This window comes from Streptomyces sp. NPDC002018 (genome assembly GCF_042890865.1).
Lineage (GTDB): Bacteria > Actinomycetota > Actinomycetes > Streptomycetales > Streptomycetaceae > Streptomyces.
Genome location: NZ_JBIASO010000017.1, coordinates 121,275 through 145,688, shown reverse-complemented (window position 1 = coordinate 145,688; position 24,414 = coordinate 121,275). Strand labels below are relative to the sequence as shown.

At 72.2% G+C, this 24,414-nt stretch carries 17 protein-coding genes and 3 tRNA genes; 11 read left to right on the top strand and 9 right to left on the bottom strand.

Annotated elements, in window-relative coordinates; translation table 11 throughout:
• Window positions 1-198 precede the first annotated feature (198 nt).
• Window positions 199-1,644: an FGGY family carbohydrate kinase gene (locus ACFYYH_RS25710; protein WP_388555392.1), complete on the bottom strand. Its 1,446-nt coding sequence runs from the start codon at window positions 1,642-1,644 to the stop codon at window positions 199-201.
• Window positions 1,645-1,723: 79 nt separating this feature from the next.
• Window positions 1,724-2,023, bottom strand: coding sequence for a YtxH domain-containing protein (locus ACFYYH_RS25705; protein ID WP_388555390.1), 300 nt, complete (start codon window positions 2,021-2,023; stop codon window positions 1,724-1,726).
• Between the two features lie 217 nt (window positions 2,024-2,240).
• Here ACFYYH_RS25705 and ACFYYH_RS25700 point away from each other — a divergent pair.
• From ACFYYH_RS25700 to ACFYYH_RS25675, 6 genes are all read left to right on the top strand, one after another.
• A tRNA-Asn gene (locus tag ACFYYH_RS25700) sits at window positions 2,241-2,313 on the top strand.
• A gap of 5 nt (window positions 2,314-2,318) precedes the next feature.
• A tRNA-Asn gene (locus tag ACFYYH_RS25695) sits at window positions 2,319-2,391 on the top strand.
• A 180-nt stretch (window positions 2,392-2,571) separates the two neighbouring features.
• Window positions 2,572-2,645, top strand: a tRNA-Ile gene (locus ACFYYH_RS25690).
• 765 nt (window positions 2,646-3,410) lie between these two features.
• Window positions 3,411-6,101, top strand: coding sequence for an NACHT domain-containing protein (locus tag ACFYYH_RS25685; RefSeq protein ID WP_388555388.1), 2,691 nt, complete (start codon window positions 3,411-3,413; stop codon window positions 6,099-6,101).
• A gap of 260 nt (window positions 6,102-6,361) precedes the next feature.
• Window positions 6,362-7,759, top strand: coding sequence for a tannase/feruloyl esterase family alpha/beta hydrolase (locus ACFYYH_RS25680; RefSeq protein ID WP_388555385.1), 1,398 nt, complete (start codon window positions 6,362-6,364; stop codon window positions 7,757-7,759).
• Window positions 7,760-7,867: 108 nt separating this feature from the next.
• A complete protein-coding gene (locus ACFYYH_RS25675) occupies window positions 7,868-8,680 on the top strand; it encodes a hypothetical protein (RefSeq protein WP_388555382.1) in 813 nt (270 codons plus the stop codon).
• A 101-nt stretch (window positions 8,681-8,781) separates the two neighbouring features.
• On the opposite strand, the gene ACFYYH_RS25670 is transcribed toward ACFYYH_RS25675, so the two are convergent.
• The 3 genes from ACFYYH_RS25670 to ACFYYH_RS25660 form a co-directional block, all read right to left on the bottom strand.
• On the bottom strand, window positions 8,782-10,335 hold the full coding sequence (locus ACFYYH_RS25670; protein ID WP_388555379.1) for a GAF domain-containing protein: 1,554 nt from the start codon (window positions 10,333-10,335) through the stop codon (window positions 8,782-8,784).
• A 234-nt stretch (window positions 10,336-10,569) separates the two neighbouring features.
• Window positions 10,570-11,613 carry a rod shape-determining protein gene (locus ACFYYH_RS25665; RefSeq protein ID WP_388555376.1) on the bottom strand — a complete coding sequence of 348 codons (1,044 nt, stop codon included), beginning with the start codon at window positions 11,611-11,613 and terminating at the stop codon, window positions 10,570-10,572.
• Between the two features lie 238 nt (window positions 11,614-11,851).
• The gene (locus tag ACFYYH_RS25660) at window positions 11,852-12,427 is read right to left on the bottom strand and encodes a hypothetical protein (RefSeq protein ID WP_388555374.1); all 576 of its coding nucleotides are present in this window, start codon (window positions 12,425-12,427) and stop codon (window positions 11,852-11,854) included.
• A gap of 80 nt (window positions 12,428-12,507) precedes the next feature.
• On the opposite strand from ACFYYH_RS25660, the gene ACFYYH_RS25655 reads away from it, so the two are divergent.
• A complete protein-coding gene (locus ACFYYH_RS25655) occupies window positions 12,508-13,344 on the top strand; it encodes a hypothetical protein (RefSeq protein WP_388555372.1) in 837 nt (278 codons plus the stop codon).
• A gap of 243 nt (window positions 13,345-13,587) precedes the next feature.
• Here the strand turns inward: ACFYYH_RS25655 and ACFYYH_RS25650 are convergent, their stop codons facing one another.
• Window positions 13,588-14,022, bottom strand: a complete 435-nt coding sequence (locus ACFYYH_RS25650) for a MarR family winged helix-turn-helix transcriptional regulator (protein ID WP_388555370.1) — start codon at window positions 14,020-14,022, stop codon at window positions 13,588-13,590.
• A 128-nt stretch (window positions 14,023-14,150) separates the two neighbouring features.
• Between ACFYYH_RS25650 and ACFYYH_RS25645 the strand changes: the two genes are divergently transcribed.
• Both ACFYYH_RS25645 and ACFYYH_RS25640 read left to right on the top strand, forming a co-directional pair.
• Window positions 14,151-15,170, top strand: coding sequence for an NADP-dependent oxidoreductase (locus tag ACFYYH_RS25645; protein ID WP_388555367.1), 1,020 nt, complete (start codon window positions 14,151-14,153; stop codon window positions 15,168-15,170).
• A gap of 65 nt (window positions 15,171-15,235) precedes the next feature.
• Window positions 15,236-15,664: an organic hydroperoxide resistance protein gene (locus tag ACFYYH_RS25640; RefSeq protein WP_388555364.1), complete on the top strand. Its 429-nt coding sequence runs from the start codon at window positions 15,236-15,238 to the stop codon at window positions 15,662-15,664.
• A 225-nt stretch (window positions 15,665-15,889) separates the two neighbouring features.
• Here the strand turns inward: ACFYYH_RS25640 and ACFYYH_RS25635 are convergent, their stop codons facing one another.
• Window positions 15,890-18,499: a M14 family zinc carboxypeptidase gene (locus ACFYYH_RS25635; protein WP_388555361.1), complete on the bottom strand. Its 2,610-nt coding sequence runs from the start codon at window positions 18,497-18,499 to the stop codon at window positions 15,890-15,892.
• A 144-nt stretch (window positions 18,500-18,643) separates the two neighbouring features.
• Between ACFYYH_RS25635 and ACFYYH_RS25630 the strand changes: the two genes are divergently transcribed.
• The gene (locus ACFYYH_RS25630) at window positions 18,644-19,486 is read left to right on the top strand and encodes an EI24 domain-containing protein (RefSeq protein ID WP_388555359.1); all 843 of its coding nucleotides are present in this window, start codon (window positions 18,644-18,646) and stop codon (window positions 19,484-19,486) included.
• A gap of 61 nt (window positions 19,487-19,547) precedes the next feature.
• Here ACFYYH_RS25630 and ACFYYH_RS25625 read toward each other — a convergent pair whose 3' ends face one another.
• Window positions 19,548-20,906 (bottom strand): pyroglutamyl peptidase, encoded by a 1,359-nt coding sequence (locus ACFYYH_RS25625; RefSeq protein ID WP_388555356.1) that lies wholly within the window; start codon window positions 20,904-20,906, stop codon window positions 19,548-19,550.
• Between the two features lie 120 nt (window positions 20,907-21,026).
• Window positions 21,027-21,677: a TetR/AcrR family transcriptional regulator gene (locus tag ACFYYH_RS25620; RefSeq protein WP_388555353.1), complete on the bottom strand. Its 651-nt coding sequence runs from the start codon at window positions 21,675-21,677 to the stop codon at window positions 21,027-21,029.
• An 88-nt stretch (window positions 21,678-21,765) separates the two neighbouring features.
• Here ACFYYH_RS25620 and ACFYYH_RS25615 point away from each other — a divergent pair, with 88 nt between their 5' ends.
• Complete coding sequence (locus tag ACFYYH_RS25615; RefSeq protein WP_388555350.1) at window positions 21,766-24,282, top strand: beta-glucosidase; 2,517 nt, start codon at window positions 21,766-21,768, stop codon at window positions 24,280-24,282.
• Window positions 24,283-24,414 lie beyond the last annotated feature (132 nt).

Genomic DNA, 24,414 nt, shown 5'->3' with positions numbered 1-24,414 from the left:
GCCGGAGCGATCCCTGAGCGGGCGTACGGGCCCGTGAAGGACCCCCGCGGGGAAGCCCCCAGGGCCCGCCCGCGCGACCGGGTCGCACACACGCCGCCGCACCCCGTACCCCGGCGCTCACACGTCGGCACACACGCGGGCGCTCACACGTGAGCGCTGGCACGCGGGCGCTCGGACGCGGGCACTCGGCCCCCGCGCTCAGGCTCCGTGGCCGAACGCTCCCGGGTGGATCTGCTCACGCGTCGCCCGGTACTGCTGGCGGACCGCCGTGCCGACGGCCGCGTCCTCACCCGGCTCGAAGACCTGCGCCGCCGCGCCCTGCCAGGCCGGCGGATCGTGCGGGCCGAGCGACCCGCGCGAGACCCCGAGCGCCCACGCCGCCTGCCGCGCCGCGCCCAGCGCCGCGTAGTCCGCGGGCTGCGGTACGACCACCTGCGCCCCGAAGACCGCCGGGGCGAGGGCCTGTACGGCGGGCAGCTCGGCGGCGGCCCCCAGCAGGAACACCCGGCGCACCTCCACCCCGCGCCCGCGCAGCACGTCCATCGCGTCCGCGAGGGAGCAGAGCATCCCCTCGAACGCGGCCCGCGCGAGATGCTCCGGCTTCATCGACTCGCGCCGCAGCCCGGTCAGCGTGCCCGCCGTGTGCGGGAGCTGCGGGGTCCGCTCGCCCTCCAGATACGGCAGGAACACCAGGCCCGACGAGCCCGGTGTGGACTTGAGCGCCAGCGCGGACAGCTCGGCCAGATCCTCGCTCCCCAGCAGCTCCGCCGTGCCGCGCAGGGCTCTGACGGCGTTCAGTGTGTGGACCACGGGCAGATGCATCCCGGTCGCGTCCGCGAAGGAGGTGATCATGCCGGCCGGATCGGCGAGCGCCTCGTGGTGGACGGCCATCACCGAGCCCGACGCCCCCAGCGACACCACGGCGTCACCGACGGCCACCCCCAGTCCGAAGGCGGCGGCCATGGTCTCGCCGGTCCCCGCGGAGATCAGCAGCCCCTCGGGTGTGGTGCCCGCGGCGTCGGCGGGACCGAGCACCTCGGGCAGCGCGGCCTGGTGCCCGAGCGCCAGCTCCACGAGATCGGGGCGGTACGAGCCCGTACGCGCCGACCAGTAGCCGGTCGCCGACGCGGCCCCCCGGTCGGTCGTCCTGCGTGCCGGACGGCCCAGGAGCTGCCAGACCAGCCAGTCGTGCGGCTGGAGCACCAGCGCGGTGCGCTGCGCCGCCTCCGGCTCGGTCCGCGCCATCCAGCGCAGCTTCGCCACGAGCTGACCCGACTGCGGTACGGAGCCGACCGCCTCGGCCCAGGCCTGCCGCCCGCCCAGCGCGTCGACCAGGTCGGCGGCGGCGACCTGCGCGCGCTTGTCGTTGCCGAGCAGGGCGGGCCGTACGAGATTGCCCTGCTGGTCCAGCGCCACCATGCCGTGCTGCTGCGCCGAGACGCCGATGGCCTGCACCCCCTCCAGCAGACCGCCGGACGCGGCCTCGCCGAGGGAGAGAAGCCAGGCCTGAGGGTCGACCTCGGTGGCCTTCGGGTCGACCGGATGCGGCGCGTACCCCTGCCGCAGCACGGCACCCGTGTCGGCGTCACAGACGAGGACGCGTGTGAATCCGGACGAACTGTCCAACCCGGCGACTATTCCCATGACACCCGATTCTGCCGCACGCGCGGCGCGGCGGAAGCGGCCGGGACGGCGCGGGGTGTATAGGGCCGGTCAGGGCCGGTCAGGTGTTGCTGGTTCCCCAGTCGTCCTGGCCGTTCTGGCTGCGTTCGCGCAGGGAGCGCACCCGGTGCGCCACGGAGTCCGGGACCCGGTCCCCCACGACACCGCTCACCGAGTGGTACGCCTTGCCCGCGACCTCGCGCCCGGTCTGGGCGGCGGACTCGGCGGCGTTGCGCACGGCCGGGTTCTGGGACACCTCGCGCACCGACTTCTTGAGCTGCTCGTACCGCTCGCGTCCGGCGCGCGCGCCCAGGACATATCCGCAAGCCAGTCCCGCCATGAACGTGAGCCGGTACCGCATGGCTGCCACCCTTCCCTGGTGTCCCGGCCGCCGGTGTCGGCGGCGGACCGTCGGTCTCTGCCCTCCGCCTACCCCGTGGGGGGCCGGGATCACCCGGCGTGACCCGGGTCGATAGCGATTGGCGGAACACCCCCCTGCTTGCGCTAATGTATGTGTCGCAGCGAGCGCGCGCCGCCCGGGAGGACCCGGGGAGGTACGTTCGGTGCACACGCAGCAATCCCCTGTAGCTCAATTGGCAGAGCAGCCGGCTGTTAACCGGCAGGTTACTGGTTCGAGTCCAGTCGGGGGAGCGCGGTCCCCTGTAGCTCAATTGGCAGAGCATTCGGCTGTTAACCGGAGGGTTGCTGGTTCGAGTCCAGCCGGGGGAGCAGAAGAGCGAGAAGGGCCCCTCCGGGGTCCTTTTTCGTCTGTTCTACGCCATTCCTGGAACCGGGCAGCGCACGGCGAAGTCCTCAAGGTCGGAGGATGCCGACCATCCGAGGCAGGAGATCGTATGAGCGGCTATGCTGCGGCAGACGGCGCGCACAAATGTGCGCGACGCGCCGTTAGGGGCGGTAGCTCAGCCGGTTAGAGCAGCGGACTCATAATCCGTCGGCCGTGGGTTCGAGTCCCACCCGCCCCACGCGGACGGACGTTCGAGGAAACGATCCGACCTGTATGCGAGCGCCCCACTGGTTCAGACCAGGGTGGGGCGCTCCGTCGTTTGCCGGGTCCTGCGTGAGCGAGGGGTGAGCGGGCGGTTCTGACTGACGCTCACAGCGGGCGCGGGGAACGGGAGCTGAGGCATTCCTCGCGACCTCCTTGTCGACTCAGGGGCGGACCGACGTACGTGTCGGACGATAGCTGAATCGTTCCGTGCGGTGGCCTTTCCTTGATCGTGTCGGCTGCCACCTCCACCCGCATGGATCAACCTCGCCGCCACCTGGCGCAGCCCCCGGGCCCGGCCGGCGGGGGCCCGAAACGCGTCCGTGTCCCGGTACCACGGGCGGGGAGGCGTCCGGCGGCTCCCTCCGGCGCCTTCCCGGAGGGCACGGGCCGGGCCTCGTCCACATGGACCAATGCCCCCGGATCCCGGCCCGCGGGCCGTCGGCCGCCCGCACACGATGTCGAACGGTGCCCCGCCGCACGCGCCGGGCCGCGGGTGCCACGCCGTACGGCACACCCCGGGCCCCCGGCTCCGGAGGCCGGCCGGTCTTCGCGCCGCCCGGCGGGGCTGCCCGTACGGCGTGGCACACCGGGCCCGTACGGAGCACCTTTTCGCCCCGCCGGGACCAACTACGCGCGGAAATCACGGCATTGAGTGAACTCCTCGAAATGTTTCGCGGCCATGTCCTACGCTGGCGCGAAGTCAGCCGAACCTGCCGTGCGCACACACCTCGGGGAGCAGATGGAACCCGCCGTCATCGGGGCGCGTCTCGCGTCGAGCGTGGTGAGTCCGCTGATCAGAAAACTCTTTCTGCCGGACGGCCCCGGCGCCGGACTGGTCGACAAGCCGGTGCGTCTCTCCCGGCTCATCTCCTTCCGGGGCGAGAAACGCACGCTCTCGGACAAGGATCTGCACAAGATCGCGGAGGAACTGGTCCGGCGGGCCGCGCAGTCGACCGGTGTGGAAGAGCTGTTGCCCAATTTCGAGAAGCGGGCCGTCGCCAATGCCGTGGCCGATTCCCTACGGGTCATGGGAACGCTCGACATGGACGACGTACAGGCGGTGAGGCTCGGCCATCTCGGTCTGTCGCGGCATCTCAGGTCTCAGAGCAACACGGCCACACTCGGACTGTCGGCCGACGCGGTCACGCTCCACGCGAGCGTGATGAACACCGCCTGTCTGCACATCCTGAATTTCTTCACCCAGCGGTCGACCTTCGTGCCCCGCACACTGCTGGAGCAGAGCCGCAGTATCGAGGAACTGACCCTGAAGATCGACGCCTTGATCGCACGGGCGCCGTCCCCGGCGGACGGCCCCTTCGAGGACCGCTATGCCCGGTACATCGCGGCCAAGCACGGCAAGCTGAGCATCTTCGGCCTGGATCTGTCCGGTTCGCCGGAGACCTGGCGCCTCGACACCGCGTATCTGAGTCTGGACGCGGCGGGTGACGCCCCGAACGCCGTCCCCGCGCTGCTCCCGGCCGACCATGTGCTGGCGGGCCGCAACCGTGTGCTGCTGCGCGGAGTGGCGGGTTCCGGAAAGACCACCCTCGTGCAGTGGCTGGCGGTCTCCACCGCGCGGAAGTCGCTCGACGAGCATCTGCTCTACCTCTACGGACTCGTTCCGTTCGTCCTTCCGCTGCGCACCCTGACCAGGGGCGGCGCCACCCTCCCCGCGCCCGACGAGTTCCTCGCCGCGGTGGACTGCCCCATCGCCGGCCTCCAGCCCTCGGGGTGGTTCGACCGGGTGCTGAGGTCCGGGCGCGGGCTCATCCTGATCGACGGGATCGACGAGATACCCGAGGACGACCGCAGCGACGCCCGCCGCTGGCTCCAGGAACTCATCGGCACCTACCCCGGCAACCGGTGGCTCGTGACCTCCAGGCCGTCGGCCGTACGCGAACACTGGCTGCTGAGCGACGACTTCGCCGAAATGGACCTCGCGCCGATGAGCCGGGACAATGTCGCCGAGTTCATCAAGCGATGGCACAAGGCGGCCGGTATCAGTGACCAGTACGCCAATGAACTGCTGCGGGCCGTACGCGCCAAACAGGACCTGGGCAGGCTCGCCACCAATCCGCTGATGTGCGGGCTGATCTGCGCGCTCCACCAGGACCGCCGCGGCTATCTGCCGGAAGGCCGCAAGGAGATCTATGACGCGGCCCTTTCCATGCTGCTCTTCCGGCGCGACCGTGAACGCGGGGTCTACAAGTCCGGGTCGATCCATATCAGCGAGGCGCACCATATCCAGTTGATCCAGAAACTGGCGTACTGGATGATCCGCAACGGCCGTTCCGAGATGGACCGTACCGACGCGATCGAACTCCTGAGCCAGGCCCTGCCGACCATGCCGAAGGTCGCGGAACAGGGGACGGCGGAGGAAATCTACCGGCATCTGCTCATCCGCAGCGGTCTGCTGCGTGAACCGAGCGCGGATTCCATGGATTTCATCCACCGGACCTTCCAGGACTATCTCGGGGCCAAAGCCGCCGTGGAGGGCCTCGATTTCGACTTCCTCATCGCCAACGCCCATCTCGACCAGTGGGAGGACGTCATCAGAATGGCCGTCGCCCACGCGCGGCCCACGGAGCGCACCCGGCTGCTCACCGGGCTCATCCGACGGGACGACGCCTCGCCCCACGGGATGAACCGGCTCCATCTGCTGGCCGCCGCCTGCCTTGAACACGCGACCGAACTGGACCCCGCCGTACGCGCGGAGGTGCAGCAGCGGGCCGCGGAGCTGATCCCCCCGCGCTCGGCCGATCAGGCCCGTGCGCTGACCGAGGTCGGCCCGGTCGTCCTCGATCTGCTGCCGGGACCCCGGGAGCCGGCGCACGGCGAGGGCACACCGGGCGGCGAACGGACGGCGGCCGAGGAGGCGTCGCACGCGGACGAGGCGTACTTCACCGTGCTCACCGCCACCCGTATCGCGACGGACGCCGCGATCACGGTCCTGGCCCAGTACCGGGGCCACCAGGATCTGCGGGTCCGTTCCGAACTGGTGCGGGCCTGGAGCCGGTTCGACACCGACACCTACGGTCAGGAGGTCGTCGCGCACCTCACCGAGGACAACCTCTACTTCCCGGTCTCCAACCTCCGTGAACTGCGCGCGCTGCACAGCTTCGGCGGTCGCTCCCGCATCAAGATCTCCGGGGAGTTCACGACCCCCGACTTCGTCAACTCGTGCCGCGGCGACCGGCTCACCCATCTGTGGGTGGAGGCGGACATGGGGCGGACCTGGGGGTGGCTGCACAGCTTTCCCCAGCTGCGCTCGCTCACGATCGAGACCCTGCATCCCCGTATCGATGTCAGCACCCTGGCGCAGGTGCTCTCCCTGCGCACCGTGCGGCTGCCGGAGGACGTCGTCACCACCGGCGCGGACCTGCTGCCTCCGTCCATGGAGGTCGTGCACGAACGTCTCAGCGCGGTCTGACCGTACGGCCCCGCCCGGGGCGGCCAGGAGAGCGCTGCGACCGCACCACAGACATCGCCGCCTTGTGTGGGCCGTGCCCATCCGTTCCGGTCCTCGCACGGCCGGGGTGGGTGCCCGCGCTACTTTCCGCGGCTGGGAACTATGGGCCGTCCACATGGTCCGGCTCACCGGGGGCGCTGACGATGTGCGCCATGGCAACGGCGGGCCGACCGGGCCGAGGTCCGGGCCGTCCGTACGCGGACATCAACCGGAGGACATCCATGCGCGTGAGAACAGGCGTCACCGTGCTGGCGGCCATGCTGCTGGCGGTCACGGCGACCGGCGCCGCCGCCCCCGTTTCCGCCCCGGACGCGGCCCGCTCGGGGAAGGCCGGTACGGCGCCACCGCACTGTGCCGACCGCGAGCGTGTCTCCGTGCCCGGCGCGCAGTTCCAGACCGCGGCCTGTCTGCCCGATCTGACCAGCACCGCCCTGGCGGGCACGGAGTACACCGACTCCACCGACTGGTCCCCGCTCTTCGCCAAGGGCACCAAGAACCCCACGGGCGTGCCCGGTGTCCAGATCGACGGCTACTTCCCCGACTCCTCGCGGCTGAACGCCACCCACGGCTGGAAGCACGACGCCCAGTTCGTGATCCGGCTGCCCGACCGCTGGAACGGCGGGCTCGTGGTGACCGGCGCGCCCGGCACCCGCAAGCAGTACTCGCTGGACCCGCTGATCTCCGACTGGGTGCTGGCCCAGGGCTATGCCTTCGCCTCCACCGACAAGGGGAACAGCGGGCCCGACTTCTACACCGACGGCACCGGGCCCGGGGACGCGGTCGTCGAATGGAACCGGCGCACCACCGAACTGACCCGGGCCGCCAGGAAGGCGGTCCAGCGCGCGTACGGACACGCCCCCCGCCGTACGTATATGACCGGCACCTCCAACGGCGGCTATCTGACCCGCTGGCAGCTGGAGAACCACCCCGAGCTGTACGACGGCGGCGTGGACTGGGAAGGCGTGCTCTGGACGGCCGGCGGCCCCAATCTGCTCACCTATCTGCCCACCACCGTCGCGTACGGCGCGGGCGGCGCGGGAGCCGACGACATGTACGCGGCCGGATTCGCGCCGGGCAGTGAGTTCCTCTGGCCCTATCACCAGAGCGCCTACTGGGGCCTGACCCAGAAGGTGTACCGGGCCGAGTTCGACCCCACGTACGACACCCACTGCCCCGGAGCGTCGGCCGGTTCCACCACGGCGGAGATCCTGGCGCCCTGTGCCTCGGACGCCTCGTACGACTACGCCTCTCGGCCGCGCTCCGTGCACCGGGCCGTCGAGCGCGTCGCGCTGACCGGCAGGATCGGCAAGCCCATGATCACGCTCCAGGGCTCGCTGGACACCCTGCTGCCGATCGCCACCGACTCGGACGTGTACACGCGCATGATCGACGACCAGCACCGGACCCGGCTGCACCGCTACTACACGATCGAGGGCGGTACGCATGTCGACGGTCTGTACGACACCCATCCGGACCGGCTGCGCCCGATCCTGCCCTGCTACCGGAGCGCGTTCGAGGCACTGACCCAGTGGGTGGAGCGCGGCGCGGCCCCGCCGGCGAGCCGTACCGTGGCCAAGCCCGCCACCGGCGACGTGGTGAACACCTGCGCGCTGCGCTGAGCCCACGCGGCCCGGGTGACGGGGCGGCGAGGGGCCTGGTCACGGCGGTCGGCGGGTGCTCCCGTACCGTCGTGGCCGTCCCCTTCCCCGATCCGCGCCGGGAGCACCGTGTCCGCCCTGCTGTACGTCACCGACCTCACCTACGAGGCCAAGGGACGCAGATACCACGACGAGGACATCCGGCTCTCCGCGCGGCTGCGGCGGGACTTCGCCGTGGCGCTGTGCCACCCTCTCGACGCCGCACGGCTGATGGGCTCCTTCGACGCGGTCGTGGTGCGCAACAGCGGGCCGGTGCTCCACTACCAGGCGGAGTACGACGCCTTCCGCGAGCGCGCCCGCGCGGCCGGGATCCGGGTCTACAACCCCCTGACCGGCCGGGCCGACATGAGCGGCAAGGGGTATCTGGCGGAGCTGAGCGCCGCGGGGCACCCGGTCATCCCGACCGTCGACCGCGCCGAGGACCTCGGCCGGCTGCCGGCGGCGGGCACGTATGTCGTCAAGCCGCGGCTGGGCGCGGACTCGATCGGGATGGAGTTCGTCCCGGCGGAGCGGCTGGCGGACCTCACCTTCGGCGATGTCCTGGTGCAGCCACGGATCGCGTTCCGCTACGAGGTCTCGTTCTACTTCGTCGACCAGGACTTCCAGTACGCCCTGTACGCGCCCGACCCCGGGCGGCGCTGGGAGCTGGAGCCGTACGCGGCCGACGCGGCGGATCTGGAGTTCGCGCGCCGGTTCATCGACTGGAACGCGCTGGAGCACGGGATACAGCGGGTGGACGCGTGCCGGGCCCCGGACGGGGAGCTGCTGCTCGTGGAACTGGAGGATCTCAATCCGTATCTCTCCCTGGAGCTGGTGGACCCCGGCACCCGGGAGGCCTTCGCGGTGCGGCTGACCACCTCGCTCCACGATCTCCTGAGCTGACGGCCTTCCGGGGGGTTTCGGGGCCGGGGGCTCGGGTCCCGGGGTTTCGGGGTCCCGGGGGCCGGGGTCCCGGGGGCCGGGGTCCCGGGGTCCGCGGGCCTCTACGGGCCCTGGCGCGGGGCCTCCCAGGTCGTCGTCGTACCGCGTGCGCCGTCCTCGCCCACGCCGTCGTCCGTGACGACCAGCCGTACGCCCGCCCTCCCGTCCGGCAGCTCCGCCGTCGCGTCGATCTCCACCTCGATCGCCGTCACCCCCTCCCGCCGGTGCGCGGCGGCGAGCGCGCCGCGCACCTCGGCCAGCAGCCGCCGGCCCACGGGTTCGCCGACGAGGGTGTCCACCGGCCCGGTGAACCGCACCGAGGGCCGGAAGCCCAGCAGCACCGCGGCGCCGTCCGCCTCCCGCAGCACCTTCCCGCGCACGCTCGTCGGGGCGTCGGCCGGGGGCTGCTGGAGCGCGAAGATCGTGGTGCGCACCTCCTGGATGGTGGAGTCCAGCTCGTCCACGGCCCGGCCCAGCAGCTCGTCCAGCTCCGGGGCGCCCACCCGCCTTCTGGTCGACTCCAGCATCATCTCGGTCGCGAAGAGCCGCTGGACGACAAGATCGTGCAGATCGCGGGCGATCCGGTCGCGGTCCTCGTACACCGCGAGCTGCTCCCTGTTGTGCCGGGAGTCCGCCAGCACCAGCGCGAGCGCGGCCTGGGAGGCGAACTGGGTGGCCAGCAGCCGGTCCACCGCGCTGTACGGACGGCCGCCGCGCCGGCGCGGCAGGGCGAGCGTGCCGATCAGCCTGCCGCCGCTCTGGAGCGGCAGCATCATGCTCGGCCCGAAGCGGGAGCGCACCCGGGTGGTCATCCGGGGGTCGGTCGAGGAGTCCTCGATGAACACCGGCTCCCCGCCGAGCAGTTGGACCAGGACGGGCGAGCCGGGCTCGATGACGGTGCCGACCATGCCGTCCGGGTTTCCGGTCGTGGACGCCGCGACGATCTCCATCCCGCCCTCCGGGGTGGGCTTGAGCACCACCCCCGCGTAGGCGTCGGCGAGCAGCCTGGCCGACTCGGCGACGGTCATCAGGGAATCGGCCGCGTTCTCGCCGCGCAGCAGGGCCGTGGTGACCGCGGCGGCCCCCTTGATCCAGCGCTCGCGCCGCCGGGCCGCCCGGTACAGCCGGGCGTTGCCGATCGCGATGCCCGCCTGCGAGGCCAGCACCCGCAGCAGCTCCTGGTCCTGCTCGGTGAAGGGGCCGGTCCGTTTCTCCGCGAGATAGACGCTGCCCAGCACCATGGTGTCCACCTGGACCGGCATTCCCAGGAAGGAGCGCATCCGGGGGTGGCCGGGCACCATGCCGGAGAACCGGGGGTCGGCCGTCAGATCGTCCAGCCGCAGCGGGCGCGCGTCCTGGACGAGGGTGCCCAGCAGACCGGTGTGCCCGTCGGGGAGCTGTCCGATCCGCTCCTGCTCGCTGTCGCCGACACCGGCCGTGAACAGCTCGGTGAGCCGGCCGCGCTCGGGGTCGATCACACCGAGGGCGCCGTACCGCGCGCCGATCAGCTCGGTCGCGGTGTCGACGATGTGCTGGAGCGCGGGCCGCAGTTCGAGTTCGGTACCGATACCGAGCACGGCCTCCAGCAGGGCGGGCAGCAGGGGCTCGGGAGCCATGCCGTCGGCCTCGGGACCCGGGCCCTGTTCCGGTCCTGGACCCTGGCCCCGGCCCGGATCCCGGCCCCGTTCCGGATCCTGGCGTCCTGGCCCCGGGCCTTCCCCGCCGTCGCTCCCGTTGTTCTCTCCGCCTTCTCCGGCTTCTCTGCCTTCTCCGCTCATCGCACCGCTCGCCTCACCCGCCCCGCACACCTCCGGCCGTCCGCGCCGCCGGCCGGTCGAGCGGCTCCGGCGTCAGCGGACCACGGCCAGCGGGTTCAGGACCATCGGCTGGATCTTCCCCTCCAGCATCGCACCGAGGCCGAGTACGGTGCAGATGTCGGGGCGCTCCGCGATCGCCACCGGCATGCCCGTCGCATCGCGCAGCATCTGGTCGAGACCGGGCAGCAGCGCGCTGCCCCCGACCATCGTGATCCCGCCGTCCGCGAGATCGGCCACCAGATCGGGCGGGCAGTCCCTGAGCACCTTGCCGATGCCGTCGAGGACGGCCGTCAGCGGTGAGTAGATCGCGTCCCGTACGGCGGCGGTGTCCACGAGCACGGAACGGGCGACACCGGTGGCCACGTCCCGGCCGTGGATCTCGGTGGTGCTGGGGCCGTGCGCGGTGAGGCCGTTGTTGCTGAGCGCCAGTTGCAGCGGGCGTACGGACTGGCTGGGCAGCAGCAGCTCGTGCTGGTGACGCAGATGCTGGATCACCGCGTGGTCGATGGCGTTGCCGCCGACCGGAATCCGCTGGGCGGTGACGATCGCCCCGAGGGAGAGCACCGCGACCTGGGTGGTCGCCGCGCCGCAGACCATGATCATGTTGGCGGTGGGCTGCTCCACGGGCAGTCCGCAGCCGACGGCCGCGGCGATCAGCGTGTCCACGAGTTCGACCCGGCGCGCACCGAGACCGATCAGGGTCTCCACGGCCGCGCGCTGGGCGAGCGGGTCGCTGTCGTGCGGGGTGGAGGCGGCGGCGCGCAGCCGCGGCTTGCGGCGGAGCTGGCGGCGGAGCTTGTCACCGAGGAGATGACGGAGCATGCGCTGGGCCATCTCGATGTCGACGACCGACCCGCCGGAGACCGGCCGGACGACCCGGATGTAGTCGGGGGTACGGCCCGTCATCTGCTCGGCGAGCGCGCCGACGGCGATGAGCGCGCCCGTACGGGTGTTCATGGCGGCGACGCTCGGTTCGTCGACGACGAGCCCGGCCCCCTTGACAAAGACCCGGGTCCTGGCGGCCCCCAGGTCGACGGCGATATGGCAACGTCGCAACTGCTCAAGACTGACGGTCACGGCAGGGTCTCCCGAGAGCGCTGATGGGTTCACCGGCGGCGGCCGGCCCTGTTCGCATCGTGCTGCGACGGCCCGCGTGGCGCGCGCTGGGTTGCGCCGGCCGGGCGTACGGAGTTGACGGCGCGGCACAGGGCGTCGGCGGTCGCGTCCCCGGCCCGTACGGCCCGGTCGTACGACGGGCCGGGCCGCCCCGCCGGCCCGTGTCCGGTGCGTCCGCCGGGCCCGCGCCCGTCCGCTCCTATCCGGTACCGCCGGTCCCGGACCAGTCCTGCAACAGCCCCCAGGTGAAGTCCGCGACGCCGGAACCGCCGCCCGGGAGAGTGAACGCCAGCCGCATCCTGGTCGGGGCGCCGCCGGGCAGCGGCCGGGCGGGCGCAAACGCCCGCGCGACCTCGTCCACGGTGCAGGACCAGGGGCGCAGATCCGCGGCCGCGCGCAGTTCGGGGCCGGTCGTCCCCGGTGCGCGTACCAGCCATTCGTTCCACACGGCGCCGCCCGGCGCCGCCATCACCTCGAACCGCAGATCCGGCCAGAGCGGTACGGGCCAGAGCAGCGCCTCGCACTCCAGATCGCCGACGGTCCTGCGGAAGGTCAGCTCCGGCGTGCCGAGCACGGAGCGGTAGCGGGACAGCGCGCCGCGGGCGCGGGGCGCGCGCACCATCGCCTGCCAGCGGCGGTTGGCCTCGCGCATCGTGGCCAGGGACACCCCCAGTTCACGGCGCGCGTCGTCGACCAGCTCCGGCCGGTGGTCGGCCATCCGCCGCAGCAGGACGAGCTGGAACTCAAGCGGACCGAACGGTCCATTGGACGTCATACCGCCATCCTGCACATGCGCGCGGGCGCCCGACACGCCCGGGACGCGGCAGTCCACACAAGACCCTCACAGCCTCGTCTATGCGCGTTGCCCCGCCGACGCATAATCTGCGGGGCGCCATGGACTACTGCCATCAGTGCCGACGGCACCTCAACGGGGCACTGACGTGCGCCGGATGCGGCACCCCCGCCGAGGAGCTGCGGCAGCAAGCCCCACCGTCCCCCGGGTCGCACCACAGCCGCCACCCGGGTGAGGACGACCAGGGCGAGGAAGATCACGGAGAGTACGCGGACGCGTCGGACGGTGAGATCGTCCTGACCGGCCGCCACCCCGAACCCGAGCCGGAGGGGCGTCGCGGGTCGCGCCGCCGCAAGGCTCCGGCCAGGCCGCGCACCAAACCGCGCCGGGCGCGCAGCACACGCCGGCGCAAGGTGCTGATCGCGACCTTCGGCGTTCTGCTCTCGCTCGCCACGCTGGGCCTGGCCGAGCTGGCCATGGAGTCCACGGGCAAGGACCACGCCACCACCGTGAAGGAGGAGACGTCGGTCGACTTCGACGGCGGACCGCGGGACACGGAGCGGCCGGCGGTCCCCGACGATCCGGGACCCGCGCCGTCCGCGGACCCCGGTGCGACCGGTTCGGCGCGTCCCGGCGGCAGCGGTGAGCCCGGTGCGACGGGGTCGGCCGAGGCGTCCGCGTCCCCTTCCGCCTCGGAGGGGGAGGGCAGCCCGGACCCGTCCGTGTCCGGATCGCCCGGCCCCGACGGCTCCACGCCGGGGACGACCGGCCCTTCCGGGCCCACCGGGGGACCCACCTCGGACGGCCCCACGACCCAGGCGCCTCCGCCGCCGCCCGAGCCGGAGCCCGAGCCCGAGCCGACCGAGACCTGCACCTGGTGGCTCTTCTTCTGCACCTGACCCGCGACCGGTGTGCCTGACCTTGTGCACCTGACCCGCGACCCCTGCCTGACCCGCGACCCGCGCCTGACCCGCGACCCGCGCCTGACCCGCGACCCGCGCCTGACCCGCGACCCGCGCCTGACCCGCGACCCGCGCCTGACCCGCGACCCGCGCCCGCCCCGCGACCCCGCCCGGCCGCTCGACCGCCCCGCGACCGGTGCGCCCGCCCCGCGACCGGTGCGCCCGCCCCGCGCGCCTGGTCTACTCCGCGTCCTCGCCCAGCATCCGCCTGAGCAGATCGCGCAGCACCCCGCGCTCCTCGTCGGACAGTTCGGCGAGCGGCTCCCGCGCGAAGTCCAGTGAGTCCCGCAGCAGCGCCGCGGTCGCCCGGCCCTTCTCGGTCGGGGCGGCGAGCTTCACCCGGCGGTCCGCCGGGTCCGGACGGCGCTCCACCAGGTCACGCGCCTCGAGCCGGTCCACGATGCCGGTGACGTTCGACGGCTCGCACTTCAGCTTCTGGGCGATCCGGCGCATGGGTATGGGCTCCAGGGAAAGGAGCCGCAGGACGCGCGCCTGCGCGCCGGTGAGGGCGTGCCGGGCCGCGGCCTGGTCGTACTCGTCGTAGTAGCGGGCCACGACGGAGCCGATCAGCTCGACGACCTCCAGGGTGAGCGGGTCTGTGCGTGAAGTGGCCATGGATACGAGCATAACCAGTTACTTGACAACATGAAATATTCAGGAGCATGGTTCTTTCAGGTGGTGAAGCTTTTCCGCGGCACCGGCCGCGGCTCACCGTCGACCGTCGTCCGAGGAGGCCCCGCCCCATGCCCGCACTTCCCGAGTCCGGCCGCGCCTGGTACCTCGCCGCCCGCCCCCACGGCTGGCCGGAGCCGACCGATGTCGCGCTGCGCGAGGTCCCGGTGACCGAGCCCGGCGAGGGCCGGATCCTGGTCCGCAATCTGCACTTCTCGGTCGACCCGTACATGCGCGGCCGGATGAACGACGCGAAGTCGTACATGCCGCCGTACCAGTTCGACCGGCCGATGGACGGCGCCGCGGTGGGCGAGGTCATCGCCTCCCGCGCCGAGGGCCTCGCCGTCGGCGACCATGTCGTCCACGGCCTCGGCTGGCGTGAGTACGCGGAGTTCCCGGCCGAGCGCGCGGTCAAGGTCGATGCCTCCCTCGCCCCGCTCTCCGCCTATCTCGGGGTGCTGGGCAGCACCGGGCTGACCGCCTACGCGGGCCTCTTCGAGGTCGGGTCCTTCCAGCCGGGCGACGCCGTCTTCGTCTCCGGCGCGGCCGGCGCCGTCGGCAGCCAGGCCGGCCAGCTCGCCAGGATCAAGGGCGCCTCCCGGGTGATCGGTTCCGCGGGCTCCGACGAGAAGGTCGCGCTCCTGATCGAGGAGTACGGCTTCGACGCGGCCTTCAACTACAGGAACGGCCCGGTCAGGGAGCAGCTCAAGAAGGCCGCGCCCGACGGTGTCGATCTCTACTTCGACAATGTCGGCGGGGACCATCTCGAAGCCGCGATCTCCTCGTTCAACCGCTTCGGCCGGGCCGTCCTGTGCGGAGCGATCGCGCAGTACAACAACACGGAGCCGACCCCGGGCCCGCGCAATCTCGCCCTCGCGACGGGCAAGCGGCTCCGCCTCCAGGGCATGCTCGTCACCGATCACCAGGGACTGCGGCCCTCGTTCGTCGAGGAGGTCTCGGGCTGGCTGGCCTCCGGCGAGCTGAAGTACCACGAGACCGTGGCCGAGGGAATCGAGAACGGCTTCGACGCCTTCCTCGGAGTACTGCGCGGTAGGAACACCGGAAAGATGATCGTTACTCTCAACAGCTAGGCTCGACACAGGCCGCCGTGGTCCGTGGGCGCGAGCCGCGGCGTACAACAGGAGGAACGCACCGCATGAGCATCCAGAACATCGATGTCCTCTACACCGCCGTCGCCACCGCGGAGAACGGCCGTGACGGCCGCGTCTCCAGCGACGACGGCAAGCTCGACGTAGTCGTCAACCCGCCCAAGGAGATGGGTGGCAGCGGCGCCGGGACCAACCCGGAGCAGCTCTTCGCCGCCGGTTACAGCGCCTGCTTCCAGGGCGCGCTCGGTGTGGTCGCCCGCCGGGAGAAGGCCGACATCTCCGGTTCGACGGTGACCGCCAAGGTCAGCATCGGCAAGACCGAGGCCGGAGGCTTCGGTCTGGAGGTCGAGCTGACGGCGTCCATCCCGAACGTCGACGCGGCCACCGCCAAGGACCTGCTGGAGAAGGCGCACCAGGTGTGCCCGTACTCCAACGCGACCCGCGGCAACATCAAGGTCGAGCTGTCGGTCGCCTGACCGCTCGCCCGTCACAACCAGTACGGCAACACGGCAACACGGCAACACGGCAACACGGCAACGCAGCGAACACAGCAACACGGCGAACACAGCGACGCCGCGAACACCGCGACACCGCACAGCGTGATCTGAACGACCGAGGGCCGGATCCTCCGCAGGATCCGGCCCTCGGGCCCTCGCTCACCTCGTTCCGCCTTCTCCCGTCTCCGTTCCGCCGTCTCCCGTCTACCGCTTCGCGGAGGCGAGCAGCGCGCGGCCGAGCTGGGCGAACACCCCCTTGGGGTGGTCACGGAACAGCGGCTCGGTGCCGAACAGCACCACCGGCGTGCCCTGCGCGGACGTGCCGCTCACGATCGAGGCCTTGCCCGCCGCGTCGGCCGGTCCGCCCGTACCGCTCCCGTTCGCGCGCCAGTGGCCCGAGACCAGCGGATCGCCGGTGCCGTACGACTGCTCGGTCCGCACCCCGGACCCGAGGCCGGTGAACCACCGCGGCGAGTAGACGAAGGAGTACGCGGGGGCGCCGCCCGTGATCGGACCACCGGCGTTGACCACCCGCACCACACCGTTGGCGTCACCGTTGCCCGCCACCGGGGTGGCGGCCAGCAGGCCCGCCGCCGTGTTGAAGGACGCTCCCGTGGAGCCGAGTCCGACCACTCCCGCGCCCCCGGCGAGGAAGCCGTCGAGGGACTCGCGCGCGGCCGGGGTGAGACTGCCGTACTGGAGGCCCGAGGACACGTACAGCACATCGGCCGCCGACCAGTCGAAGCCCGCGTTCAGCACCGCGGTCGACACCGGCACCACCTCGAAGCCCATCTCGCGCAGACCGGCCAGCTCGCCGGCCGTGACCGCGGCGGCGACCCGCGTACGGTGCAGCGAGCCGGTCCCCTTCTCCTTCGTCGCGGCGAAGACGACGCCGTACCGGTCGGCCAGCTCGACGGCCTGACGGCGGGCCGAGGACGGCACGATCGCGGAACCGTCGGCCGCCCGCCGCACCTTCACCCCCCGCGCCAGCAGCGAGTTGAGCGCGGTCAGTTCCCTGGGGTCGTCGAGGCGCAGCCGCAGATCGCCGTGGCCCCGGGCGCCGCCCGCGACCGATCCGGTCGGCGCGGCGGCGTGGACCGTACGGCTGTGCAGCCGCAGCCCGCCACCGGTGTCCCGCACCTTGTCGACGCTCGCGCCCCACAGCAGCCCGAGGCTCCACCCCGAGATGTCGTACATCGTGGAGACGTCCGCGCTGATGTCACGGCCCTCGGAGAGGATCACATTGGCGATCCCGCGCTTGGCCTGGTGCATGTCGACCACGTACGAGCCCGCCGGATACGAACGTCCCGCGAGCCGGAAGCCGGCCGACGCCCGCTCCACCCGTACGTCATTGGCGATGAGATGGTCCACCAGCCGGGCCGCCGCGGTGGCGGAGCGCTGGCCCTCGCCCGCCGGGATCACATACGCCCGGGGGAAGGTGGTCGTGTAGACGTCCTCCGGACCGATGCCCGGCACACCCGGCACGGTGTCCTCGGAGACCGGCCGCTGGGCCTCGCCCGCCACACCCCGCCGGAAGGTCTCGATCTGGTCGGCGATCAGCGACGCGCGGTGCCGGTACGTGTAGTCGAGGGTCGCGCGCATCGCCGCGCCCGCGATGTCCGTGTTGATCGCGGACCGCCGGCGCAGCTCCTCGACGGGCAGGGAGTCGTACGAGGCGTTGTTGACGCGCATCGGGATCTCGACGGTGTGCGAGGCCACGGCCCCCTGGAACGCCATGTACTGGGGGGTGAAGATGGGCGGCCAGTCGTCCCAGCCCTCCTGCTGGTCACGGAAGGGGATGACGGGCGGCTCGACCCCGTCCTTCGCGGAGGTGTAGCCGAGGTCGTTCACCGCCTTCTCCATGCCGAGGGCGTTGGCGTACGTGTTCTTCAGGAACAGGTCGTACTCGTAGTTCTCGCCGTGCGGCGGGGTGGTCGGTTCGATCAGGGTGCCGTTGACATAGCCGTGCAGATCGAGCATCACGGCCGGCTGCTTGTCGATCGCGATCTGCCGGACGGCGCGGGTCTCTGGCTGCGAGCCGGTGATGAAGTCCCGGTTCAGGTCGAAGCCGGCGCCATTGGCGCGGGTTCCGGCGATCCGGCCGTCCGGGTTGGCGGTCACATTGAGATAGATCCGGTTCCTGGCGAGCAGATCGCCGGTCCTGCCGTCCTTCGCCTTCGCCAGTTCCTCGATGAGCTGAAGGGCCGCGTCGGTGCCCTCCCACTCGTTGCCGTGGATGTTGTTGTTGATGAAGACCGGGGTCTTGTAGGCGGACTTGATCCGGCGGTCCTTGGCGGCGGCCGCGGGGGAGTTCTCGATCAGTTCGCGCATCCGCTCCTGCTCGCGGGTCTCGCGCGCGCTCTCGGGGGCGGTGACGGTGACGAGATACAGCTCATGTCCGCCCGCGGAGCGGCCCGCGACCTCGACGCTGACGCGATTGCCCAGCTTCTGGAGGGCGTTGAGACGGGGCGCGAGGGAGTGGTACGGGGCCAGCCCCAGCTTGATCGACTTGTCGGCCGGGTTCTCGGGCGGTGTGTCGAGGACCGTACGGCGGGGATAGCCGCCGTCCTCGCGCAGCGCGGGACCGGGCGTACCGAGGCCGGTGAGCGCGGTGAGCGCGGTGAGTGCGGCGGAGGACTTCCCGGCGTCGGCGCCGGCGCCCGTGACGGCCACGGCGGCCGGACCGCCGTTCTCCCGCACGGGGTGCGGCCGCTGGGCGTCGCGCCCCGGGGCGGCGGTGGCGGGGAGCGGGGCGAGCAGCAGAGCACCGGCCGTAACGGCGGTGGTCAGCAGGACGGGTCTGGGTATCCCCATACGTCTGTACCCTCCGAGCTTTTGGAATTGATCAGAAGTGATCATTGGTATTCGGAATCGATCGACAGTGATCGGTATGCAGGGTTTACAGGGTGGGCGACCGGACGACAAGAGGGTGTCCACGTCGTGGGTAGGCTGAACTCCATGCATGATCTCGGGGCAGGTTTCGGCTACTTGATGAAGGGCCAGCGCTGGGTCGCGGGCCACGGCCGGTGGTTCGGGTTCGGGCTGCTGCCCGGTCTGGTCACCCTGGTGCTGTACGCGGGCGCGCTCGTCGGACTCTTCTACGGTGCCGACGATCTGACGGCCTGGGCGACCCCCTTCGCCGACGACTGGTCCTCGCCCTGGCTCGGACTCTTCCGGGGCTTTCTGACCGCGCTGGTCTTCGCGCTCGGTCTCTTTCTCGCGGTGGTCACCTTCACGGCCGCGACCCTGCTGATCGGCCAGCCCTTCTACGAGTCGCTCTCGGAGGCGGTCGACCGCGCCGAGGGCGGCGAGGTCCCCGAGTCCGGCCTGCCGCTCTGGCGCGAACTGCTGATCTCCGCCCGGGACAGCCTGCGGATCCTGGTGCGCGTGACGCTGTACGGGATCGTGCTCTTCGGGCTCGGCTTCATCCCGGTCGTCGGGCAGACCGTGATCCCCGTGCTCGGTTTCTGTGTGTCCGGCTTCTTCCTGACGGAGGAGCTGACGGCGGTGGCGCTCCAGCGGCGGGGGATCGAGCTGAAGCAGCGGCTGACCCTGCTCCGGGGGCGGCGGATGCTGGCGCTCGGCTTCGGTGTCCCGCTCACGCTCGCCTTTCTCGTACCGCTCGTGGCGGTGTTCCTGATGCCGGGCGCGGTGGCGGGTGCCACGCTGATGGCCCGTGAGCTCACGGCGGCGCCGGACACGGCGGGCGCGGCGGGCGTGCCGGACACGGCAGGCGCGGCGGTCGCGGCGAGCGGTGAGGACGCGCCCCGGACGGGCACACCGCTCACCCTCGACAAGTAGGTCCGGCCCGGACCGGGCCGGTGCGGCCCGGAGACCCCGTCAGGGTCTCCGGGCCGGCCGGTCAGGGGGCCGGGGTCCCGGCTGCCACGGTGATGATCGCCCGGAGCTGGGCGATGATGTCCAGCCGGTTCTGGACGAACTCGGGATCGGTCACCGTCCCCGTCGCCGGATCGGTGTTCCCCGCCCCGAACTGGAGGACGGGCGTGTGCACATGGCCGCCCGGGATCTCCAGGCCGAGCCGGTCGCGCAGCAGCGTCGCCCGGTAGGCGATCTCGTTGGAGAGGTAGTCCCCGCCGCCGCCCGCGCGGGCCGCCGAACCGGGTGTGGGTCCGTCGGGCCGTACCACCGGGGCCGTGCCGCCCGCCGGGACCTCCGTCACCGAGGTGTTGTCGTACACCGGGAACCGTCCGGTCGGCGCCGCCGTGATCGCGGCGTACGGCAGGCTGGTCACCGTCCACTGCGGCTGCGAGGCCGGGTCGCTCACCGGCACGAGGCCCGTCTCGGAGACATTGTCGTTGTCCCCGAACCCGCCGCGCCAGGCGCCGTTGAACCGCTCCACATCGATCCGTCCCACCCGGCCCTGGCTCACCGTCGTGAAGAGATCCGCTTGCGCGAGCGGGCCGCGCAGCGCCCGTTCCACGGTGCCGTCGGCGAAGTCCTGCCAGCGCACGGGGAAGACGGCGGTCTCGATCCGGGCGGGTCCGTCGGCGGTCCTGATGACCGTGCCGTCCAGGGCGAGCGCCGTCGCGCCCGAGGGATTGCTGATCCGGATGTCGCGGTCCAGGGTGAACGGATCGAAGCCGGTCACCACGATCCGCTTGACGCCCCGGTGGTCCTTGCCCGCCTTTCCGCCGGGTGCCTTTCCGCCGGAGGCCTTCCCGCCGGGCGCCCTGCCGCCGGGGAAGGTCAGCGAGTCCTGGCCGCGCGAGGAGCGCTCCAGCTTGCCGAGCAGAGCCGTGCGCGCGGCCTCGGAGAGCCGGAACCCCGGTTCCCACTGCCGCAGTTCGCGGGTGAGCGCGAGCCGCGCCCAGTACAGCGGCCGGTCGTCGTCCCGGCTCAGATCACCGCTCGCGGGGCCGCGCCCCTGCGCCCGGTCCACCGCCCGCTGCCACAGCCGCGCTCCCTGCCGTACGACGGTCCGCTCCGCCCCGGCGTACGAGTCCGCGTGGCGCAGCGACCGTACGAACTCCGGTGCCACCCGGTCGAAACCGCTGCGCCGCAGGATCTCCCGCGGTACGTCCCGGTCGAGGCGCTGCTCCTCGACGGTGAACTCCGCGGCGGCGGGCGCGGACCGGGCGGTGGCGAGCGGGGGCGGTGCGGCGAGGGTGAGGGCGGTGGCGGTGAGCAGGACAAGTCCTGACAGCTCCGGGCGTATCCGTCCGCGTGTCCTGCGGGTGCCGATCCGGCTCAGGGGCCTCATGAGTCTCACGGGAGTCCTTCCATCGGGTGGCGGAAGTATCGCCTCCGCACCGGCTCCGTGACCATGGCGCCTGACCGGCCGTGATGCCCGACACCGGCCGCGACGCGGGTCACCGGCCGCTCAGTCCCGTGGCCCCCGACCCGTACCGGGCCCCGGTTCTGGGCCCGTGTCGGGCCCCGGGCCCGGTCCCGTACCCGGCCCCGGGCCGCCCGACCGCAGCAGCGTCAGAAAGTCATGGAACGCCGCCGGCATGTCCACCGACTCCGGGTCCAGCAGCCACTGGTACTGGAGTCCGTCCATCACGGCGGTCAGCAGCGGCGCGGCCTGTTCCGGGGTGAGCCCGCCGGGCAGCCGGCCGCCGAACTCGTCGCGCAGCACGTCCGCCATCTCGCCCCGGACCTGCTCGTAGCGGTGGGTGAAGAACTCCCTGGCCGGGTGGTCCTCCGTCACGCTCTCGCCGAGCAGCGCCGAGAAGGTCTGCACGATCCCCGGGCGCATCGCGTTGTACTCGACCAGCGAGGTCAGCAACTCCAGCCGCCAGCCCTGCCGTCCACCGCCCCCGCCTCCCGTGTCCCACTGGTCGCGCTCCTCCAGGACGGCGACGAGCAGGGTCTCCTTGGTGGGGAAGTAGTGGAGCAGCCCCTGCTGGGTGAGGCCGACCCGCTCGGCCACCGCACCCAGGGTGGTGCCCCGGTAGCCGCGCTCGGCGATCACTTCGAGGGTGGCGCGGAGGATCTCCGCGCGCCGCTCCTCGCTTCTGGCTCGCGCCATCGGCCGGTTCCTTTCCGACGCAGGTCCACCCATTCATTGATAACGAATGGATAACGTAATCTACTTGTCTACAGATTCTGGGTCCACCATGTCACCATTCACCGGTACTCGACGAGGAGGTACGGCCGTGGCAGGCGCATCCAACACCCGGGCCGATCAGGCCCGCAACGCCGCTGTCGAGGCGGCGCTCGGCAAACTGGATCTGGACGCCAAGGCCCGGCTGCTGGCCGGGCAGGACATGTGGTCCCTCCCCGCGCTGCCCGAGATCGGTCTGGCGTCCCTGGTCATGTCCGACGGCCCCATCGGGGTCCGCGGGGTCCGCTGGACCGCCGACGACCCGTCCGTGGCCCTGCCGTCGCCGACCGCGCTCGCCGCCTCCTGGGACCCGGAGCTGGCCCGCCGGGCGGGCAGGCTGCTCGCGCAGGAGGCCCGCCGCAAGGGGGTCCATGTCCTGCTGGCGCCCACCGTCAATCTGCACCGCTCACCGCTCGGCGGCCGGCACTTCGAGGCGTACAGCGAGGACCCGTATCTGACCGGCGAGATCGGCACCGGTTATGTCCGGGGCGTCCAGGACGGCGGGGTCGGCACCACCGTCAAGCACTTCGTCGCCAATGACGCCGAGACCGACCGCTTCACCGTCGACAACATCGTCGCCCCGCGCCCGCTGCGCGAGCTCTATCTCGCCCCGTTCGAGGCCATCGTGGCCAATGCCCACCCCTGGGGCATCATGGCGGCGTACAACCGGGTCAACGGCTCGACGATGACCGAACACCGCTACCTCCAGAACGAGGTCCTGCGCGGTGAGTGGGGCTTCGACGGCTTCATCGTCTCCGACTGGCTGGCCGCGCGTTCCACCGTCGGCGCGCTCCTCGGCGGTCTCGATGTGGCGATGCCCGGCCCCGCGACCGTCTACGGCGAGGCGCTCGTGGCGGCCGTGCGCGCCGGTGAGGTGGACGAGCCCGCCGTCGACGAGGCGGTACGGCGTGTGCTGCGGCTGGCCGCACGGGTCGGCATCCTCGACGGCGCCCCGCCGGCCGTCACCGCGCACCCCGCGCCGATCGACGGCGACGCGCTGGCCCGCGAGGTCGCCCGCCGCTCGTTCGTCCTCGTGCGCAACGAGGTACGGGACGGCCGGCCCGCGCTTCCCGTGGACCCGGCCGGGACCGGAACGATCGCGCTCATCGGCGCGGCGGCCCGTGACGCCCGCGTCCTCGGCGGCGGTTCCGCCGTGGTCTTCCCCGACCATGTGGTCCCGCCGCTGGACGGTCTGGCCGCGGCCCTTCCCGAGGGCGTGCTGACCTACTCGGTCGGCGCCGACCCGAATGACGAACTCGCCGACGCCGGCCAGGGGTTCGAGCTGACCGCCACCTGCCGCGCGGCGGACGGACGGGTCCTGGGGACCGCCTCCGTGCCGGGCGGCCGGGTCCAGTGGGCGGGCAGCGACCTGCCCGACGGGGTCACCCACGACGAGCTGCACTCCGTCGAGCTGACCGGCTCCTTCACCCCCCGGGAGAGCGGTGAGCACTCCTTCGGCACCCGGGGTCTCGGCGGCTTCGTCCTCACCGTCGGCGGCGAGGTCCTCTTCGACGGCACGGAGGAACCGAGGCCGGCCTCCGACCCGTTCGAAGGGTTCTTCGGCGGCCCGGTGGAGCGCGCGCACGCCGAGCTGACCGAGGGCGAGCGCGTCGGGATCTCCCTCCTCCACACCGTCCACAGGATCACGGACGCCCCGATCCAGGCCGTCGCCTTCTCCCTGCTCCACCTCGGCCCGCGCCATGACCCCGACGAGCTGATCGCCGGGGCCGTCGAGGCGGCCCGCACGGCGGACACCGCCGTCGTGGTGGTCGCCACCACCGAGAGGGTCGAGTCGGAGGGCTTCGACCGGAAGGACCTGAGGCTCCCCGGCCGCCAGGACGATCTCGTACGGGCCGTCGCCGCGGTCAATCCGAACACCGTGGTGGTCGTCAACACCGGCTCTCCGGTGGAGATGCCCTGGCGCGAGTCCGTGGCCGCGATCCTGCTGAGCTGGTTCCCCGGCCAGGAGGGCGGCGCCGCGCTCGCCGATGTCCTCCTCGGCGCCGAGGAGCCGGGCGGTCGGCTGCCCACCACCTGGCCGGCCGCCCTGGCCGACGCACCGGTCTCGCTGACCGCTCCCGAGGGCGGCGAACTCCACTACGACGAGGGCGTGTTCATCGGCTACCGGGCCTGGGAGCGGGCGGGCACGGCTCCCGCCTACCCCTTCGGCCACGGCCTCGGCTACACCGACTGGGAGTACGAGACGATCGCGGCCACCACCGGCGACGCCCGGGTGCGGGTGCGCAACAGCGGTGTCCGCGCGGGCCGTGAGGTCGTCCAGATCTATCTGGCGCCCGTGGAGGGCACCCCGGAGCGCCCGGCGCGCTGGCTGGCGGGGTTCGCCACCGTCGAGGCGGGCCCCGGGGAGACCGTCGAGGTCCGGATCCCGCTGCGGCGCAGGGCCTTCGAGATCTGGGACGAGGAGGCCGGCGCCTGGTCGTTCGTCCCGGGGACCTACGAGGTCCAGGCGGGCCGCTCGGTCACCGACCGCAGGCTGACCGCCACCGTGACGGCCTCCGCCGCAGCCTGACAGACACGGCGGACACGGCGGATCCGAGGGACACGGCGGACACGGCGGATCCGACAGGTCCGGCGGTCCCGTGGATCCGACCGAAGATCTCCGGCCCCGAGGCGTACCTGACATACCGCCCCGGGGCCGGAC